At 68.0% G+C, this 18,564-nt stretch carries 16 protein-coding genes; 8 read left to right on the top strand and 8 right to left on the bottom strand.

The window, feature by feature from the left end; all coding sequences use genetic code 11:
- Window positions 1-26: 26 nt before the first annotated feature.
- The gene (locus tag ACTJJK_RS21870; protein WP_031372547.1) at window positions 27-242 is read right to left on the bottom strand and encodes a hypothetical protein; all 216 of its coding nucleotides are present in this window, start codon (window positions 240-242) and stop codon (window positions 27-29) included.
- A gap of 274 nt (window positions 243-516) precedes the next feature.
- Entirely contained in the window at window positions 517-1,428 is a 912-nt protein-coding gene (locus ACTJJK_RS21865; RefSeq protein WP_440731245.1) for a LysR family transcriptional regulator, read from the bottom strand.
- 98 nt (window positions 1,429-1,526) lie between these two features.
- Here ACTJJK_RS21865 and ACTJJK_RS21860 point away from each other — a divergent pair, with 98 nt between their 5' ends.
- Entirely contained in the window at window positions 1,527-1,973 is a 447-nt protein-coding gene (locus ACTJJK_RS21860) for a carboxymuconolactone decarboxylase family protein (protein WP_031372545.1), read from the top strand.
- A gap of 125 nt (window positions 1,974-2,098) precedes the next feature.
- Here the strand turns inward: ACTJJK_RS21860 and ACTJJK_RS21855 are convergent, their stop codons facing one another.
- Window positions 2,099-2,908, bottom strand: coding sequence for a class I SAM-dependent methyltransferase (locus ACTJJK_RS21855; protein ID WP_031372544.1), 810 nt, complete (start codon window positions 2,906-2,908; stop codon window positions 2,099-2,101).
- Window positions 2,909-3,293: 385 nt separating this feature from the next.
- Between ACTJJK_RS21855 and ACTJJK_RS21850 the strand changes: the two genes are divergently transcribed.
- Window positions 3,294-4,226: a DedA family protein/thiosulfate sulfurtransferase GlpE gene (locus ACTJJK_RS21850; protein ID WP_031372543.1), complete on the top strand. Its 933-nt coding sequence runs from the start codon at window positions 3,294-3,296 to the stop codon at window positions 4,224-4,226.
- A 17-nt stretch (window positions 4,227-4,243) separates the two neighbouring features.
- On the opposite strand, the gene gloA2 is transcribed toward ACTJJK_RS21850, so the two are convergent.
- Window positions 4,244-4,633, bottom strand: a complete 390-nt coding sequence (gene gloA2, locus ACTJJK_RS21845; protein ID WP_440731244.1) for an SMU1112c/YaeR family gloxylase I-like metalloprotein — start codon at window positions 4,631-4,633, stop codon at window positions 4,244-4,246.
- 144 nt (window positions 4,634-4,777) lie between these two features.
- On the opposite strand from gloA2, the gene ACTJJK_RS21840 reads away from it, so the two are divergent.
- On the top strand, window positions 4,778-5,062 hold the full coding sequence (locus tag ACTJJK_RS21840) for a DUF4031 domain-containing protein (protein WP_031372541.1): 285 nt from the start codon (window positions 4,778-4,780) through the stop codon (window positions 5,060-5,062).
- A gap of 3 nt (window positions 5,063-5,065) precedes the next feature.
- Here the strand turns inward: ACTJJK_RS21840 and ACTJJK_RS21835 are convergent, their stop codons facing one another.
- The 4 genes from ACTJJK_RS21835 to ACTJJK_RS21820 all read right to left on the bottom strand — a co-directional run bounded on the left by ACTJJK_RS21835 (window position 5,066) and on the right by ACTJJK_RS21820 (window position 11,510).
- The gene (locus ACTJJK_RS21835) at window positions 5,066-5,695 is read right to left on the bottom strand and encodes a LysE family translocator (RefSeq protein ID WP_031372540.1); all 630 of its coding nucleotides are present in this window, start codon (window positions 5,693-5,695) and stop codon (window positions 5,066-5,068) included.
- A 566-nt stretch (window positions 5,696-6,261) separates the two neighbouring features.
- Window positions 6,262-9,381, bottom strand: coding sequence for an autotransporter domain-containing protein (locus tag ACTJJK_RS21830; RefSeq protein WP_440731243.1), 3,120 nt, complete (start codon window positions 9,379-9,381; stop codon window positions 6,262-6,264).
- Between the two features lie 624 nt (window positions 9,382-10,005).
- Window positions 10,006-10,671 (bottom strand): response regulator, encoded by a 666-nt coding sequence (locus tag ACTJJK_RS21825; protein WP_031372538.1) that lies wholly within the window; start codon window positions 10,669-10,671, stop codon window positions 10,006-10,008.
- Entirely contained in the window at window positions 10,668-11,510 is an 843-nt protein-coding gene (locus tag ACTJJK_RS21820) for an ATP-binding protein (RefSeq protein ID WP_440731246.1), read from the bottom strand. Before ACTJJK_RS21820 ends, ACTJJK_RS21825 begins: the two co-directional genes overlap by 4 nt.
- Before the next feature lie 782 nt (window positions 11,511-12,292).
- Between ACTJJK_RS21820 and ACTJJK_RS21815 the strand changes: the two genes are divergently transcribed.
- From ACTJJK_RS21815 to ACTJJK_RS21795, 5 genes are all read left to right on the top strand, one after another.
- Window positions 12,293-13,504, top strand: coding sequence for a DUF418 domain-containing protein (locus ACTJJK_RS21815; protein ID WP_440731242.1), 1,212 nt, complete (start codon window positions 12,293-12,295; stop codon window positions 13,502-13,504).
- Between the two features lie 240 nt (window positions 13,505-13,744).
- Window positions 13,745-14,332: a hypothetical protein gene (locus ACTJJK_RS21810; protein ID WP_440731241.1), complete on the top strand. Its 588-nt coding sequence runs from the start codon at window positions 13,745-13,747 to the stop codon at window positions 14,330-14,332.
- Window positions 14,329-16,482, top strand: a complete 2,154-nt coding sequence (locus ACTJJK_RS21805) for a peptidase domain-containing ABC transporter (RefSeq protein WP_440731240.1) — start codon at window positions 14,329-14,331, stop codon at window positions 16,480-16,482. Before ACTJJK_RS21810 ends, ACTJJK_RS21805 begins: the two co-directional genes overlap by 4 nt.
- An 80-nt stretch (window positions 16,483-16,562) precedes the next feature.
- Window positions 16,563-16,748 (top strand): hypothetical protein, encoded by a 186-nt coding sequence (locus ACTJJK_RS21800; RefSeq protein ID WP_031372533.1) that lies wholly within the window; start codon window positions 16,563-16,565, stop codon window positions 16,746-16,748.
- 165 nt (window positions 16,749-16,913) lie between these two features.
- Window positions 16,914-18,035: a hypothetical protein gene (locus ACTJJK_RS21795; protein ID WP_440731239.1), complete on the top strand. Its 1,122-nt coding sequence runs from the start codon at window positions 16,914-16,916 to the stop codon at window positions 18,033-18,035.
- Window positions 18,036-18,564: the final 529 nt, after the last annotated feature.

Below are 18,564 nucleotides of genomic sequence, written 5' to 3'. Positions count from 1 at the left end.
CGGGCGGCGCAAACCGCACGTCGGCCCTAGGGAACCAACGTGCCAAACACGGGCTGCGAATCGGCATCGTAGATACGCAGCCACAACCCCTTCGGGGCGTGCGCGGCGTATCTCCTGGCCTGCGGCAGTACTGCGCGCAACGCCGCTTCGGCGCTGCGGTATTCCTGCGCGATCTCTGCAATCGCTACCGCCAGCGCACTGTCGTCGCTGCCATCACGCTGCTTCAGTTCGACGCGAAACATGGTTCATCCTTGTAAAAGTTCAGCCGGCGCGGTGGGGGGAAGTTCGCCTCAGGGCGAATCTGTATCCGGATGCCGTCGGAGCAATCAAAAGATGCGTCTTGCGTGAACAGTAAACCGTCGTCGGAACACCCCTAAGCGTGTAGGATTTTTCCTAATGTGATGTGCGTTCAGTCACAGGTTTCAAAAGTAACTGTGGACTTTTTGTGCCGGACGATCTGGACGGACCGGCTTCACGGATGCGGGTGCCAGCGTCCGCCTCCGCCCGTCCACGGGCCTATGCGGTGGCCGGCCGGCCATCCAGCATCGGCTGCAAACGGGCCAATCCTTCGCGCATGGCCTCGCTGAAGACCCGAATACGCTCGGTGCGGCGCAGGTCCGGGTGGCTCAACAACCACAGATCCGCGGTCAGGCCCTCCAGCGGCTCGCCCACCCTCGCCAGGCGACGGTCGGCGTCGCCGAGGAAACAAGGCAAGACCGCCAGGCCGATGCCGTGCGCGGCCGCGTCGCGCAAGGCCAACAGGCTGTTGGCGCGCAATACCGCGCGTTCGTCGTAGCGCTGTCGGTGCAGCCATTGCGCCATGCCGATATGCGCCAGGCTGTCGTCGGGCACGACCCAGTCGCAGTCGGCCAGGGCCTCGGGGCCTGCGCCGCGCGGCAGCCGCAGCGTACGCGGCCGGTACACCGCCGCGGCCAAACGCGCGACTTTGCGCCCGATCAGGCCTTCCGGCGGTTTGCCGCCCGGGCGCAGGGCGACATCGGCCTCGCGCCGGCTGAGGTCGCGCACGGCATTGTCGGCGACCAGCTCCAGCACGATGCCCGGGTGCTCGCGGCGGAATTTCGCCAGCAGCGGCGGCAACAGGCCGTACAGCACCGGCTCGACCGTGGTCACGCGGATGCGGCCGCTGAGGCGCGCGTCCAAGCCGGCCAGGCGCCGCTCGGTCGCGGCGATGCGCGTTTCGATCTCGGCCGCCACGGCGATCACTTCCTCGCCGGTCGGCGTCGGCGTGTAGCCGTCGCGGGCGCGTTCGAACAAACGCGCGCCGAGCGCGCGCTCGATCGCGTTGATGCGCCGGAACACGGTCGGATGACTGACCGCCAGGCGCTTGGCCGCTCCGTTCAGCGAACCGGCGCGGCCGACCGCGAGGACGAAACGGTAGTCGTCCCAGCCCAGGAATTGTTCATTCATGCAATCTCGATTTGCATCCGTGGCGGAATGCCTTTCAGGAACGAACATCCTAACGTGGCGCCATCGCGTCGCACGACGCTCATCCGATGGAGACCGCTATGTCCGCCCGCCTGGATTACAACGCCGTCGACCCGCAGGGCACCCGCGCCCTGGCCGGCCTGCAAAGCTATGTCGACAAGAGCGGCCTGGAGCGCTCGTTGATCGACTTGGTCAATGTGCGCATCTCGCAAATCAACGGCTGCGCTTATTGCCTGCGCGTGCACACCGAAGAGGCGGTCGGGCGCGGCGAAAGCCATCGCCGTCTGCACCTGCTGCGGGTCTGGGCCGAGGGCCCGTTCACGGCGCGCGAACGCGCCGCGTTGGCCTGGGCCGAAGCCATCACCGCGGTCAACCAGGCGCCTGTGTCGGATGCGGTGTATGCCGAGGTCCGCGCGCAGTTCGGCGACCACGACCTGGTCGCCCTGACCTATGCCGCGATCTCGATGAACGCCTGGAACCGGCTGGCGATCGCGTTTCGCAAACCGGACCCGGCGTTGGCGGATTGAGCGGAACGCGCCGTTCAGGGCGGTAACGACGGGCCGTACGGCAGAGGCCTCGACGCGGCGATATGCAGGGTGCCGCCGCGGTCGCGGCTCACGCCGCTCCTACTGGAAGCGGGACTGCTCGCTGGTCAGAAGCGGAAACGGGCCACGCGGCCCAGGTTGCGCAGCCATTCGGAGCGGTCGTAAAGCTTGAACAGCCAGCGCTGCGCCCGCGGCAGGGCCGCCACCTCGACGACTTCGCTCAGGCGCGGCTCGTCGACGAACTGCAGCCGCGGATGCCAGGCTTCCAGGCTGCGCGGTTCGGCGCGGGTCCAATCGCCGATGCGGGCCTTGGTCGCGCGGATCATGGTCGCGTGGCGGAGCAGGCGCAGCGCGAGCGGGCTGTACAGGTCGCACAGCAATTGCCCGCCCTGCGGAAACCGTTCGATCAGGCGCCGCACCAGTTCGCGGGCGCGGCGCTCGTCGAGGTAGGGAAACAAGCCCTCGGCGATCACCAGGACCGGGCGCTGGTTGTCGAGGCGCTCGATCCAGTCCGGCTCCATGACGTTGCTCGGCAAGGTGCGGTAGCGCCCGGCGCGTTGCGGCAGCAGCGCCTCGCGCAGGCGGATCACCTCGGGAAAATCGAGGTCGATCCAATCCACTTCCAAGGGCGGATCGACCCGGAACACGCGCGAGTCCAGGCCGCAGGCCAGATGCAGCACCAGGGTGTCGGGGCGCGCTTGCAGCGCGGCGCGGGTCCAGCCGTCGATGATGCGCGAGCGCAGCGCCAGCCCGCGGATGTCCGACGGGCCCAGGCCGAAGCGTTCGAAATCGTAGTCGATGTGGCGGACCAGGTCGTCGGCCAGGGCGTCGCGCAGGATCGACGGCGTGGCGCGGTTGTCCATCGCCTTGGCATAAAGCGTGATCAACAAGGTTTCCTGACTGCCTTCCAGGCGCATCGAACACTCCCGTGACGACCGGCCGCATCGACCTGTCACGGGTCATTGTGCGACCGCCGATGTGACGCCCAAGGCTACGGCGAACGCAGTTTGGACCCGCATCGGGCTCGAACCCGGCGGTCCGGCGACCGCAGCGCCGACGGCAGGTCCGCAACGATCCGTCGCCGCCATGCGATTGCAGCGGACGCGGCGCGGGCGGAAACTGCCGATGGCTTTCCAGCCGTGCGAGGCGGCCTGGCCACGTTGGCTTGCCCACGTGTCCCCGACCGCCCGGCGCGGCTTACTAATTTTTCCGACCGCGCGACGCGGCTTGCTCTGTTTCCCGACCGCGTGACGCGGCATTGCCATGTTTTCCGACCGCGTGACGCGGTCTTAGGACCGACCGATGGACGCCCTGCTGCATCTGATCCAGACCTACGGCCTGCTCGTGGTCTTCGTCAGCGTGTTCCTCGATCAGGGCGGGCTGCCCGTGCCGGCTTATCCGCCGATCATCGTCACCGCCGCGATTGCGGTGGACCAGCAGCAGAGCCTGTGGCCGATCCTGTTGATCGCCGCGCTTGCCGCCTTGCTTGCCGACAGCCTGTGGTATCTCGGCGGGCGCCGGATCGGCGCGGCCTTGCTGCGGCTGATGTGCAAGGTCTCGCTGTCGCCGGACTCGTGCGTGCTGATGACCCGCGGCGTCTATGCGCGCTGGGGCGCGCCGTCGCTGGTGGTCGCCAAGTTCGTGCCCGGCTTCGCCGCGGTCGCGACCACCCTGGCCGGCGAGACCGGCACCAGCGCGCGCCGCTTCGCCTTCTACGACGGCATCGGCGCCCTGCTCTGGGCCGGCCTCGCGGTGGCGGTCGGCGCGGTCTTCCATGAAGCGGTCAACGACGTGCTCGACAGCCTGGAGACGCTCGGCCGCTACGGCCTGCTGCTGGTGGCCGCGGCCATCGCCGCCTTCGTCGGCTACAAGCTGCTCAAGCGCCGCCTGTTCCTGCGCGAACTGCGGATGGCGCGGATCACCGTGCCTGAGCTCTATCGGCTGCTCGAAGACGGCAACGGCCCGATGATCCTCGACGTGCGCTCGCAGCCGCAACGCGACGCCTCCGGCTGGATACCCGGTGCGGTATTCGTCGCTTCGCTGGCCGACGTGTCCCTGGCCGATGTTCCCTTGGAGCGGCGCGACGAGGTCATCGTCTACTGCGATTGCCCGAACGAAGCCTCGGCCGCGACCCTCGCGCGCGAACTGCGCCGGCGCGGTTTCAAGCGCGTGCGCCCGCTGGCCGGCGGCTTCGAGGCCTGGCGCGAGCACGGCCACCTCGTCGCCCACGCCTGAGGCGGCCGCGCGGCGCCTCAGGCGCGTTCGTAGAATTCGATCGGCAAACCGTCGGGATCGGCGAAGAAGGTGTAACGGCGCCCGGTGTATTCGTCGACGCGCACCGCCTCGACCGCGACGGCCTGCGCCTGCAGCTCGGCGACGCAGGCGTCGATGTCGTCGACCGCGAAAGCGAGATGACGCAGGCCGCAGGCTTCCGGATAGGACGGCCGCGGCGGCGGATCGGGGAAGGAGAACAGTTCGATCTGGCCGCCGTCGGGCAAGGCCAGATCGAGCTTATAAGAACGCCGCGCCTCGCGATGGACCTCGGCGAGCACGCTCAGCCCGAGCACCTGAGTGTAGAAGTGCTTCGAGCGTCGATAGTCGGAACAGATGATCGCGACGTGGTGGATGGCCGAGATCCGCATGACGGCTCCTGCGAGCGAGGGAAGACGCCCGCGACACCGCGATTGTCGGATACTGGGCACAGCCTGTCGCCTGCGCGGCTCTCAGCCACGCGTCGTGACAGAATCGTCCGCGACGCGGCTGGATTCATTCCCTGGAGAAATGCGGTGACCGTGTACGTCGACGATGCCGTGTGGCCCTGGCGCGGCGAACGCTGGGCGCATCTGATGGCCGACCGCCTCGACGAGTTGCACGCTTTCGCGGCGCGGCTCGGCAAGCGCCGCGAATCGTTCCAGGACAAGGCCAGCGGCTGCCACTACGACGTCACCGCGCAGATGCGCGAACGCGCGATCGCGCTCGGCGCGGTGGCGATTTCGCGCCATCGCGACCGCGCCCAGGTCCGCGCGATCATCCAGCGCGCGCGCGACCAGGCGGCCGGCCGCGCGCCTTGAACCTCAGCGGCGGGCGTCGACCGCCATGCGCACCGCCAGCCCCGACAACACCCCGCCCATGACCCAGCGCTGCGCGGTCACCCAGCGCGGCCGTCCGGCCAGGAAGTTGGCGATGCCGCCGGCGCCGGCGACGATCAACGCGTTGACGCCGACGCTGATCGCGATCTGCAGGCTGCCCAGCAGCAACGACTGCAGCATCACGCTGCGCTGCGGGTCGATGAACTGCGGCAGCAGGGCGAGATAGAACATCGCCACCTTGGGGTTCAACAGACTGGTCAGCAGGCCCATGGTGAACAAGCGGCGCGGGCTGTCGGCGGCCAGGTCGCGGACCTGGAACGGCGAGCGACCGCCCGGCCGCACCGCCTGCCAGGCCATCCACAGCAGGTACATCGCGCCGCCGATGCGCAGCGCGTCGTAGGCGAACGGCACAGCGAACAACAGCGCGGTGATGCCGAAGGCGGCGGCGAACAGATAGAAGAAGAAGCCGACGCCGACCCCGGCCAGCGAAATCAGCCCGGCCTTGCGGCCCTGGCAGATCGAGCGCGAGACCAGATAAATCATGTTCGGCCCCGGGGTGAGGACCATGACCAGGGCCAGGCCGGCGAAGGTCAAGAGTGCCGACAGCTCGAACATGCGCATCTCCGGAGTCGTGGGGGACCGGCGCGATGCACGGGGCAATGGCGGCGGGGCCTCATCATCGCCGAATGCGGCGACCGGCATAAGCGGGTGTGGCGCAACGCTGGGGGGTGGTGGATGGTGATGGTCGGAGTGGTGAGTCTCGGACCGCGGGTGATGGCGGCGGTTCGTTGTCGTAAGAGCCGGAGCAAATCCCCCCTAGCCCCCCCTTTTTCAAAGGGGGGAGTGCCTAGGGGTGGTCGGGGAGACGCGTAGCCAGGTGGAGCGTTCGCCGGATGCGCAACGCGGCCGGCACGCGTATTTACCTTCGGCTTTGGCTTTGGCTTTGGCTTCGGCTTTGCCTATGGCTCTACGACTACCTGCACTTGCCTCCCTCATGCCTACACCTGCCTCGCTCAGGAACAGAAAGCATCCGATCTCACTCGAACGAGTCCCCCCTTTGAAAAAGGGGGGCCAGGGGGGATTTGCTCTTGCTCTTGCTTTTACCCCCAGACGAACCCAAAAAAGAAGCCGCAACGACCTAGATCGTTGCGGCTTCGGGGGCTCCCCCTTCGGGCGGGGGGTTAGAAGCGCAGGGAATACCGCGCGTTGACTCCGTGGTCGTGCGCCTCGTCGGCGAGCTGACCGCTGTAGTTCAGTTCCAACAAACCGTTCGCGCTCAGGCGTGCGGCGATGCCGGCTTCGAGCAAGGTGGCGTCGTCGGCCAGGGGCGCACCGTGGACCTGGAAGGCGTCGCCGCCGCGCCAGGCCACCGAGGTCGCCGGGTTGAGGTCGCCGCTGGCATGGCGACGGCCGAGGCCGCCGCGCAGGCTCAGCCAGCTCTGCTCCTGCTGCGAGCCCTTCAGGTCGACGTTGAAGCGCAGACCCAGCGTCGACAGGTTGACGCGGCTGTCGGCGCCGCGGCCGGTCAGCGCCGCGGCACCGCCGCTTTCCTGGAAGCCATCGCTCTTCACCCGCACCTGGGCGAACTGCGCATACGGCTCGAACGCCCAGGCGCCGGCGTCGAAGCGGTAGCCGCCTTCGACGAAGCCCTGCTTACTGTCGGCGTCGTAGTTGGAACGGGCGCGATCGTTGAAGCCGTTGAAGGCGATGCCGCGATCCAGGTCGACGTCGTGACGGGCGAACGCGACGCCGGCGCTGAGGCCGAAACCGCCCCAGTTCTGCCCGGCGTACAGGCCCAGGTGACGGGTCTTGATGCGGCCCTTGTCGTTGCGGGCATCGTTGTTGTCGCTGCGGCCGCTGCCGCCGAGCACGCCGATGCGCCAGCCGCCGTCGAAGCGGTAGTCGTAACCGAGCAAGGTGGCCGAGCCGTTGTACTCATTGCGCGCGGCATTGCCGTCGCCGTCGAGGGTGCCGCCGGACTTCAGCAACTGCACCCAGGCGCCCTGCGAGGATTCGCCGGCGCTGTCGGCGGCGAAATCGCCGCGACCGGCGCGCGCACGGCCCAAGGCGGCATCGCGCACATGGCGGTTGTCGTCGACCATGATCGAACGCAGGCTGGCGTGGGCCTCGCCGCTGAGCGCGTCGAGCGCGGCCAGCGCCTGCTCCGGGAACAACTGGGTCAGCGGCTGCGGAATGCCCTGGCCGATCGCGAGGCGGTCGGCCGCGGCGGCGGCGGCACGCTGGTTGTCGGTCTGCGCGCTCGCCGCCAGCGAGGCGCCGCGGGTCACGTCGACGCCGACCTGGTTGGCCGCATAGCTGAGGCCGAACTTGAGGAACGGCGAGAACGCGGTCTGGTCGAGCGAGGCGAACTGGCCGCTGACGCCGCCGGCAGCGCTGATCAGGTTGAACGACTGGCCGAGCATGTACTGGCCCGGCGCATGCAGCACCACCAACTTGCCGCCTTCGAGGCGGGCCTGGCCGCTGACGTCAATGCGATCGGAGGCGCCGCCGGCCGACAGCTCGGCCACATAGGTCGAACCCGCCGCCTGCACGTAGTTGCCCTGCACGCTGAGGGTGCCGATCGAATTGCCCGGCGAGACCGCGCCTTCGATGCGCACGTCGCCGACGATGCGGCCGCTGCCGCCGAGCGCGCCGCCGGCGAGCACCGGCAAGGAAGCCGTGGTCAGGCTGCCGTTGACGACCAGGGTGCCGCCTTCGACCTGCGCGGCGTAGGTGTTGTGGCCGGTCAGTTCGAGCACGCCATCCTTGACTTTGAGGCCGCCGAAACTGTTGTTGCCGCTCAGGCGCAACCAACCGAGGCCGGACTTGCTCAGCACGCCGGAACCGCCGATGTCGTTGCGCCAATCGTCCCAAGCCTTACCGTCCCACACCTTGGCGCCGCCGCCCGGACGGTCCATCACCACATCGGTGTCGACGCGGATCTGGCCCGGGCCGTCGATGGCTTTCTTCAAATCGATCAAGCCCCAGCCGTAAACCTCGTCCACGCCCGGCGCGCCGAGATCGGTCGCGGTGGTCAGCAGGATGTCGCGGACCTGGGTGTTGGCGAGATAGGGGAAGCGCTCCATCAGCAGGCCGAGCGAACCGACTGCGTGCGGCGTCGCCATCGAGGTGCCGCTGAGGTTGCCGTACTCGAACGTCGGCGCGCCGGCGGTGATGTCGAAGGAAATCGTTCCGTCGGGATTGCGCACCAACCCGCCCTGCAGCGATTCCTCGCCGCCGAGCACGGTCGAGTTGATCGTCGAACCCGGTGCGGCGACGCACCAGTTCGCGGTCTGCGCGCAACGCATCGACGAAGCGCTGAGCACCAGGTTCTGATTGACGTTGACCACGGTCAGCCAGTACGGCTCGAGTTCGGCGCGGCCGCGCGGCAGGCTCGCGTACAAGCCAGCCTGCGGCGCGGTCTGCGGGGTCGTGCCGGCGACGTTGTGATTGCCCGCCGCCCACACCTGCAGCATGCCCTTGTCGAGCGAGCCCTTGGCGAAGGTGTCGAAATAGGCGGCGTTGTCGGGGTCGAACAGATAGCCGTCGAGCTGGGCCAGGGTATTCGGCTCGTTGGCCAAGCCCCAGCTGTGATTGACCGCGCGCACACCCTGCTCGTTCATTTGCGCGTACATGCCGGCGACGGTCGCGTCTTCCGGGCCGACGCCGCCGATGCTGACGACGCTGTAGCCGCCGGTGGCGCTGCGCGCCCACTCGCGCACGCTGTTGAACGACCACTTGGCCGCGGTCAGGTCGGCGCCGAAGGCGACACCGTGCATGCCGCTGCCGTCGCGGTTGGCGGCGATGGTGCCGCCGACGTGGGTGCCGTGGGTGTTGAACTCCCAACCCGGCTGCACGTAGGGGCCGGACTGGATGATGCGGCGGATGTTCTCGGGCACGTTGGCGTTGAAGCCGACGTAGCGGATCTGCGCCTGGTCGCCGCGCGAGGTGAAGCAGGCGCCGGCGCCTCCGATGATCGAGGTGTTGGTGCAAACGCTGCCGTCGGCGAGCACGTCGGCCATGTGCACGGCGCGGTGGTCCTTGCCGGCGAACTCGGGATGGCCGAACACCGTGCCGCTGTCGTACACGCCCAGACGGATGCCCTTGCCGGTCAGGCCGCGCGCATAGGCGTACTGGGCGTTGATCGTGGCCAGGCCCCAATCGGCCTTGAATTCGTCGCTGCGCCAGCTGTCGGGATTGCCGAGCTGGCCCATCGGGTTCGCGTTCTGCGCCGCGGCCGACGCCGAAACGGCGAGCAGGCCGCCGACGATGGCGAGCGAAAGCAGGGAACGGGAATGCATGCGGGTAACGCGATTACGCGTGGTGCGGGTAATGCCTTGCATCGGTCAGTAGTCCCTTATCGTGTCGAAAGCGCGGCGTGGCGGCGCTTGAAGCAGTGGTCCGATGCCTATCGCGGCATCGTGTTCGGTCGATCTTCGTGCGACCTGTGTGAATCACAAACGCAAGGACACGTGTGCCTCCCTACCCAGTTGTGCCATTCGGCAGGCATGACTAACGACGCTTGCGCGGATAGTGAGGCGACGGAAACGATCGATTCGACTTTGCCGAATCTGGCGCCAGACGCCACGACAAAGCGCGCGGATGCTTGAGAAGCCGTGAGAATTATTTGTCGTCGCCCCCGCGCAAGGCCGGGGCGCAGGGCTTCACCGAAGCGTCGCTCTGAAGTCTCTGGATCCCCGCCTTCGCGGGGATGACGGCTTTGAGAGGCGCAGCGAGACCTCTCTACCGTCGTTCCCGCGTAGGCGGGAACCCAGGGCTTCACCGAGGCATCGCTGTGAAGTCTCTCCCCCGGCCCGGGCGCATAACGCCCTGGCGTTCATGAGTGCGCGAGTCAGTCGCCCGCAAGCGCATCCATGCGCCCCGCCTTCGCGGGGATGACGGCTTTGAGAGGCGTCGCGAAACCTTCAGCCGCCGCCGTGCTCGGATTCGGCCGACATCAGGCCGCGCCGCCAGGCGAACGCGACCGCCTCGGTGCGGTCGGCCAGGTGCAGCTTGGCCAGCACGTTGCCGAGGTGCGACTTCACCGTCTTCTCGCCGATGTTCAAGGCCGCGGCGATGCGCGCATTGCTGCCTCCCTCGGCCAGCTTGCGCAAGACGTCCAACTCGCGTTCGGTCAGGCAGGCGAAGGGGTCCTCGCGCGGCTCGCGCTTGCGCCGCACCGCCTTGAGGATGCGCTGGGCGACGAAGGGATGGATCACCGCCTCGCCGCCGGCGATGCGCCGCAAGGTCGCCAGCAGCTCGTCGCCGAGCATGCTCTTGAACAACAGCGACTGCGCGCCGGCCTCGATCGCGGCGAAGGCCAGATCGTCCTGGTCGGTCGAGGTCAGCACCGCGATGGCGCTGCGCGGGCTCAGGCCCTTGATCGCGCGGATCGCCTCGACGCCGTCGACGTCGGGCATCATCAGGTCGATCACGATCAGGTCCGGCGCCAGTTCGCGCGCCAGCGCGATCGCCTCGGCGCCGCCGCCGGCTTCGCCGACGACTTCGAAGTCGTCGGTCAGCATCAACAGGCTGCGGATGCCTTTGCGCACCACCTCGTGGTCGTCGACCAGCAATACCGATGTGCTCATGCCTGGATTCCCTGCGATTCCAGCGTGAACGACACGGTCACCACCGTGCCGCTGGGAGAACTGGCGAGACGGAAACGCCCGCCCGGCAGCGTGCGTGCGCGCAAGCGCATGTTCGCCAGGCCCATGCCGGTGGCCTCGTGTTCGTTGGGGACGAAGCCGCAGCCGTCGTCCTGGATGGTCCAGCCGTAGCGGTTGCCGGAATTGTTGAGGACGACCTCGATGCGGCGCGCACCGCTGTGGCGCAGGCTGTTGCTGACCGCCTCGGTGGCGATCATCAACAGCTGACCGGCATGCTGCGGCCACGCGCCCAGGCCGCGCTCGGCGACGCCGTCGAGCAACAGCCGCCACTCGATCTCGCTACCGGCGAGCAGATGCGAGCAGGTGTCCTCGATGGCCTTGCGCAAGCCCTGCTCGGCCACGGTCGGCGCCGAGAAGCGCTGGATCACGTCGGCCAGATCGCGCTGCAGTTGCCCGGTCAGACCGAGCGCGGCCTTGATCAAGGTGATCTGGCGCGGGTCCTGCTCGCCGCCCTCGCGCTGGCTCAGGTGATCGAGCACGCTGAGCTGCAGGCCGAGAGCGAAGCTGCGCTGCTTGGCGGTGTCGTGCAGGTCGCGGGCAAGACGGTTGCGCTCCTCCGATACCGCCAACGCCTGGCGCACCTGGATCACTTCGCCGAGCGCATCGGCCATGCGGTCGAAACGCTGCGACAAGCGCCCGAACTCGTCGCGGCCGGCATCGTGGATGCGCGCGCCGAGTTCGCCCGCGGCCCACGCATCCGCGGCGCGCTCGGCATGGCCGATCCGGCGCGTCAGCAGGGTCGCCACGGCGATCGCCGACATCGCGCTGATCAGCACCAGATAGATCGCCAGGCTTTCGATGTCGCCCGAATCCATGTGCATGAAAGTCGCCAGCGAACCGCCGGCGTGCTGGCCGACGCTTAGGGTCGCGCCCGGAGTCCGCACCAGCGGCAAGGCCACCGCGCTGATCCAGTCGCCTTCGCGCTCGTGGCGGCGCGGCACCGGCGCATGCGACGACACCGCTTCTTGCTCGATCTCCTCCAGCATCTGCGCCAGCGGCGGACTCGCCTGCGCGGGATAGCGGCATACGCGGCCGTCGCGGTCGCGATAGCGGATCGACAAACGGCCGTCGTGGGTGCTGCCGGCGAAGCTGTGCGAGTTCATCCACTCCTGCGAGTCCATGCCGACGATGCGCACCAGCAACGCCTGCAGGATCGCCTCGCATTGCGCGTGCGAAGTCATGGCCAGGTCGGGCAGCGCGCCGAACTGCTGCAATTCGCGCTGCATCGCGCCCTGCAGCATCGGTGGCGCCATCGCCTCGCGCACCTCGGTGCGCGACAGGTACAGGTCCAGGCCGGACAGCAGCGCGGTGCTGATCCACGAGGCGATCAGCATCGACAGCAGGCATTTCCAGAACAGTCCGCTCCACCAGCNGCGCGCGGCCGGCACCGGGCGTGCGGCGGGGATTTCGCTCATGCCGCCAGTATTCCAGTTTCCGCGCGCGGCGAATCCGCCAAACGTCCCGGTTGGCTCCCGTCGCCGGCCCGATGCGATCGCCACGACGCCGCGCGCAGCATCCACGCTCCCCCGTTCGTACCGCCCACATGACCGCATCCGCCCGCGTCGTCCCGCCACGCATCGAACAGCTCGACGCCCTGCGCGGCTTCGCCCTGTTCGGCATCCTGGTCGTCAACCTCGGCGTGTTCGCCTCGCCCTACTACGGCCTGGGCCTGCCCGACCCGGGTTACGACGGAGGGCTGGACCGCGCGGTGCGCCTGCTCGTTGCCTGCTTGTTCGAGATGAAGTTCTACCTGCTGTTTTCGTTCCTGTTCGGTTACAGCTTCAGCCTGCAGCTCGATTCGGCGCAGCGCGCAGGCGAGGCGTTCGTGCCGCGCATGCTGCGGCGTTCGCTCGGGCTGTGGCTGATCGGCCTGGCCCACGCCGTGCTGCTGTTTCACGGCGACATCCTCGGCACCTATGCGGCGATGGGCCTGGCCCTGCTGGCGATGCGCGCGCTGTCGGAGCGCGCCGCGTTGCGTTGCGCCCTGGCCCTGATCGTGGCCACCGCCGCCTCCTGGGCCGGGCTGGCTTTGCTGATTCGGCTCAGTGGCGAAACCGGCGCCGTCGATGCCCGCAGCGCCGCGGCCGAAGCGCAGGCGACCCTCGCCGGCTTCACCGGTCCGCCCAGCGCGGTCGTCGCCCAGCGCATAAGCGAACTGGCGTCGACCGGGATCGTGCTCGCCTTCATGCAGGCGCCATGCGCCTTGGCGATGTTCCTGTTGGGCCGGGTCGCCGGCCGTCGCGAAGTGTTTGCCCGCCTCGATCGTTATCGACCGTTGCTGCGCAGACTGCGCCGCTGGGGTTTCGGCATCGGCCTGCCGGCAGCGGCGTTCTATGCCGGCGTCTCCACCTTCGAACCCGGCGGCGCGCTCGAACTGGCGGCGCTGGCCTTGAGCCTGCTTACCGCGCCTTTGCTGACCGGCGCCTATGCCGCCCTGGCCATGAGCGGCTTCGCCGGCCGCGCCGGCCCGCGACTCGTGCGATGGTTGGCCCCGGCCGGACGCATGGCCTTGTCGAACTACCTGCTGCAATCGGCGGCCGCCGCGCTGGTGTTCACCGGCTACGGCCTCGGCCTGATGGGGCGGGTCTCGCCGCTCGCAGTGCTGGCTTTCGCGGTCCTGCTGTTCGGCGCGCAACTGCGCCTCAGCGCCTGGTGGATGCAGCGTCACGGCCATGGCCCGATGGAATGGCTGTTGCGCGCGATCACCCTCGGCACCTGGCCGCGCTGGCGCAAACCCGCGCGCGATGCCGCTTGAGCATGCGCTGCGTCTCGAACGCCTGCGCATCGCGGCATGGCCGACAGCAACAGGGCTGAACGATTTGTTGCAATCCCCGCGAACCGTGACGGCGTTCGACAATGGCGACCTGGAAACGCCATCGGCCTTGTACGACACTCAGCGACCGAGTCGTAACGGCAGGAGACGACAGACGCACCGCGATCGCCATGGGTTCGCCGAACGGCACCCTCCGATCCTCGCCACGCGTCTGAGGCTTACGTGCACGAAGACCTGTTCAGACGCGAAATGCTCGAAGCCAGGAAACAACGCTGGCTCGGCAGCATCCGCCTGCCGATCTCGCGCCTGGGCTGGCCGATGGCCGCGCTCGGCCTGCTCGGTCTGCTCGCACTGTCAGCCCTGCTCGCATTCGGCCGTTACACCCATAGCGAACGTGTCGGCGGCGTGCTGGTAGCGCAGGCCGCGCCGCGCGGCCCATCGCCCCTGCAGGCGCAGGTGTGGGTGCCCAATCGCGCCATCGCCGCGATCCGCCAGGGCACGCCGGCAGTCCTGCGCTACCGCGCCTTCCCGTATCAGCGCTACGGCGTGCAGCACGGCCGCGTGGTCGCGATAGCCGCCGCGGCCTCATCGCCCGACGAGGTCCACCGGCGCAGCGGCCTGCGCCCGGACGCGCCGGCCTGGTCGGTGCAGGTCGAGCTGGATCGCCAGCGCATCGGCACGCACGCATTGCAGGCGGGTATGCGAGTCGATGCCGAGCTTCAATTGGAGCAACGACGTCTTTACGAGTTCGTGTTGGCGCCGCTGTCGAACACCGAGGCCGCACCCGACGCGCATCGGACGGGCTCATGAGCGCGAAGTCCGTGCCGGTGATCCAGCAGAACGAATTGGCCGAGTGCGGCCTGGCCTGTCTGGCGATGATCGCCGTCCACCATGGCCATGACATCGATCTGAGCAGCCTGCGCCGGCGCTTCCCGGTGTCGCCACGCGGCGCCACCCTGGCGCGTTTGATCAAGATCGCCGGCGCGCTCGGCTTCGACACCCGCCCCTTGCGGGCCGAGATCGAACACCTCGCCGATCTGCGCCTGCCCTGCGTGCTGCATTGGGACCTCAATCATTTCGTCGTGCTCAAGCGCATCGCCCGTGGCCGCGCCGAACTGCACGACCCGGCGCGCGGTGCGGTCAGCCTGCCGCTGGCCGAGTTCGGCCGCCACTACACCGGCATCGCCCTGGAACTGTCGCCCAAGACCGACTTCGTGCCGATGCGCGAACGCCAGCGCCTGAGCCTGCGCGGGCTCGCCGGCCGCATCGTCGGCCTGCGCCGCGCCGGTGCGCAGATCCTGATCCTGGCGCTGAGCCTGGAGGTGTTCACCCTGCTGCTGCCGCTGGCAATGCAGTGGGTGATCGACCGCGTTCTGGTGGCCGCCGACATCGGCTTGTTGAACCTGCTCGGCATCGGCTTCCTGGTCGTGGTGGTGTTCCAGGCGACGCTCACGGCGATGCGCGGTTGGTTGGTCGCCGACCTCGGCGCCGCCTTGAACTCGCAATGGCTGGCCAATCTGTTCGGCCACCTGATGCGGCTGCCGCTGGATTTCTTCGAAAAGCGCCATGTCGGCGGAGTGATGTCGCGTTTCGTCTCGGTGCAGGCGATCCAGCAGACCCTGACCGGCAGTTTCGTCGAGAGCCTGCTCGACGGCCTTACCGTGACCCTGGTGCTGGCGCTGCTGCTGTTCTACAGCCCGCCGTTGACGGCGTTGGTGCTGGCCGCGTTCGCCGTCTACGCGATTGTGCGCTGGGCCGCGTACCGGCGGCTGTGGCGGCTCAAGGAGGAGCAGTTGATCCACGTCGCCAAGCAGCAGAGCCTGTTGATCGAGTCGATCCAGGGCGTGCAGACGATCAAGCTCGGCAATCAACAGGACGACCGTCGCGGGCGCATCGCCAACGCCAGCGTCGAGGTGGCCAATCGCGAGGCCGCGATCGCCCGCACCACCGCAGTGTTCTCCGCCTTGTCGAAGCTGGTGTTCGGCGCCCAGCGCGTGCTGCTGATCTGGCTGTGCGCCTGGCTGACCCTGAAGGGCCGCTTCAGCGCCGGCATGATGGTGGTGTTCGTCGCCTATGCCGACCTGTTCGCTACCCGCACCGGCAGCCTGATCGACAAGCTCGTCGACCTGCGCCTGCTCGGCCTGCACGGCCAACGCATCGCCGACATCGCCTTCGAGCCGCCCGAAGCGCACGTGCACACCGACTACGCCGGCCCGGTGCCGGCGCCGCGCATCGAGATCGAGCGGCTCAGCTTCCGCTACGCCGACGACGAGCCGTGGATCCTGCGCGACTGCAGTTTCGACATCGAAGCCGGCGAATCGGTGGCGATCGTCGGCGCCTCGGGTTGCGGCAAGACCACCCTGGCCAAGCTGATCCTCGGCCTGCTGCGCCCGAGCTCGGGCACGATCCGCATCGGCGGCGTCGATATTCACGACTACGGCCTGGCCGCGTACCGCGAACTGTTCGGCGCGGTGATGCAGGAGGACGTGCTGTTCGCCGGCTCGATCGGCGAGAACATCGCCTCCTTCGACCACGCCGCCGACCCCGGGCGCATCGAAGCGGCGGCGCGCGCGGCGCGCATCCACGACGATATCGCGGCGATGGCGATGGGTTACGAATCCTTGGTCGGCGACTTGGGTTCGTCGCTGTCGGGCGGACAGAAACAACGCGTGCTGTTGGCGCGCGCCTTGTATCGCTCGCCGGCGATCCTGTTGCTCGACGAGGCCACCAGCCACCTCGACGTCGCCCGCGAGCACGAGATCAATCGCGAGATTTCCGCCTTGCGCATGACCCGCATCGTCATCGCGCACAGGCCCGATACGATCCGCAGCGCAGACCGCGTCGTCGCCTTGCGCGACGGCGTCAGTGAACAGATCACAACGCCCGAGTTTGCAATCCCCATCGCTTCGCGCATTCAGGGCGAAAGTGGGATCGCGATTAGCAAACCGCGACTTTCATAGTTGTTAGCATCGATGCTCGTGCCGACGCCGGGACGGCCTTTCAACTCATCCTGGCACTCTACGGTTTAGGAGAACGCTCCATGAGTAAGCAAGACGTTTACAGCAACAACGCTCTGCCTCAGGACGAAGCCGCCCGCCCGCTCGCCCGCATCGCAGCGCGCGAACTTTCGTTGGACGAGATCGCAGCGATCTCCGGCGGCAAGGGCGACAGCACCCACGCCACCGGTCCGAACGGCGACGATCCGGGCGATCCCGATTTCCTGTAATCGCCTCGACTTCCGCTCGATCTGATCGGATGCAGTCCATGCACCAGGCAGGGTGGACCCGCGCGCGAGCGACGTGCGCGTAAACCCCGCCGCCACGCATGACCCGGCACGCCCCGTCCGACGGGGCGTGCCGTTTTCAATGGCCCTGAAAACACGAACGCTTCCATGCCCGCTCACCGCCGTCCGCTGATCCTGTCCTCGCTGGCCCACGACATCCATGCTTCCGCCGCGCGCTGGGCTTTGCGCGCCAGCGGTATCGACGCAACCTGGCTGAGCTCGCTGGCCGAAGCCGAACTCGGCGCGATGTCCCTGCATTGCGACCCCGACCTCGGCCTGCGCATGAGCGGCCCTCTCGACGACGCCAGCGTCGGCACGGTCTGGTATCGGCGGCCGCGCAATCCCGAATCCTTCCCGCGCGCGCAGGCCGGCGACCAGCCCTTTCTGCGCGGCGAATGGGGGCGTTTCCTCAAGAACGTCTATGCACTCACCGATCAAGGCGCCGACCGGCTGTGGGTGAATCGCCCCGCTGCCGCGGCGATGGCGGAGAACAAACTCGTACAACTGCGCGCCGCCCATCACTGCGGCCTGCGCTTCCCTCCGACCCTGGTCTCGCACGACCCCGCCGAGATCCGCCGTTTCGTCCAGCGCCACGGCCGCGTGGTCTACAAACCCTTCCTGACCCACACCTGGAAAGACGCCGAGACCGGCCGCATGTTCAGCACCTATGCGCGCATCGTCGAACCGGCGATGCTCGAAGATGACCAGAGCCTGTTGCACTGCCCCGGCATCTACCAGGTTTACGTCGACAAACGTTGCGACCTGCGCGTGACCGCGATCGGCGACCGCTACTTCGCCGCTCGCCTGTACACCCAACACGACGACGGCTTCGTCGATTGGCGCGTCCCCCAGAACACGCAGGGGTTGCAGGCCGAAGTCGGCGAGCTCTCGTCCGCCGACCAGGCCAAGCTCGCCGCGCTGATGCGCGAACTCGGCCTGGTGTTCGGCTGCATCGACTTGGCCGTCGACGGCAACGGCGATGCGCATTTCCTCGAAGTGAACCAGGCCGGCCAATTCCTCTTCATCGAAGACCTGCTGCCTTCTTTGCCCCTGCTGCGCGCGATGAGCGCGATGCTGGCCGAAGGCCGCCCCGACTATTCCCTGGCAACCATCGCCAAGCTGTCCTACGCCGAGTATTGCGCCAGCGAAGAACACCGCGAATGGTGGGCGCGCGCCAGCGAGACCCTGAAAGACCGCACGCCGGCGGCGGCGGGGATCACCTTGGAGTGAGGCGAGGCGCCTCGACGCCGCAGCTCAGACAGCTTTAAAGGGTAGGAGCGGCGCGAGCCGCGACCGCGTCCTGTCGTGCTCCCGCGTCTCCGGCTGTAGGACAGCGAAGCAACATCAACAGCAAAGCTTCCGTCCGCTAACGCGGCCGGGTTACTTTCTTTTGCTAAGCCCAAAAGAAAGGTAACCAAAGAAAAGGGCTCTCCTTGCAAGGGCACAGGCCACGAGTGCGGTGCTGTCGCCGGGATTTTCCGATAAGACATCCCTGTCTTATCGGAAAACGGCGCACGTCCTGTGCGCCGCCCTCCGGGTCTCCAGACGTTCTCGCAAGCTCGTGACTGCGCCAGGCAAGAAAAACAACGGCCAGGGCCGGAGCGGCCCTCAGGTTGCCGTTGCCGTTGCCGTTGCCGTTGCCGCAAAGATTTTGCTGTTGCTGTTGCTGTGCGTCGCCGAGCACTCGCGAAGGCAATCGAAGACCCGGAGGGCGGCCCGCAAGGATGCGGGCCGTTTTTCATCGGGACAGGGATGTCCC

The sequence above is a fragment of the Lysobacter sp. 22409 genome (genome assembly GCF_052045105.1).
Lineage (GTDB): Bacteria > Pseudomonadota > Gammaproteobacteria > Xanthomonadales > Xanthomonadaceae > Lysobacter > Lysobacter antibioticus_B.
The sequence above is the reverse complement of the archived record's forward strand: the minus strand, read 5'-3'. Positions and strand labels throughout refer to the sequence as shown.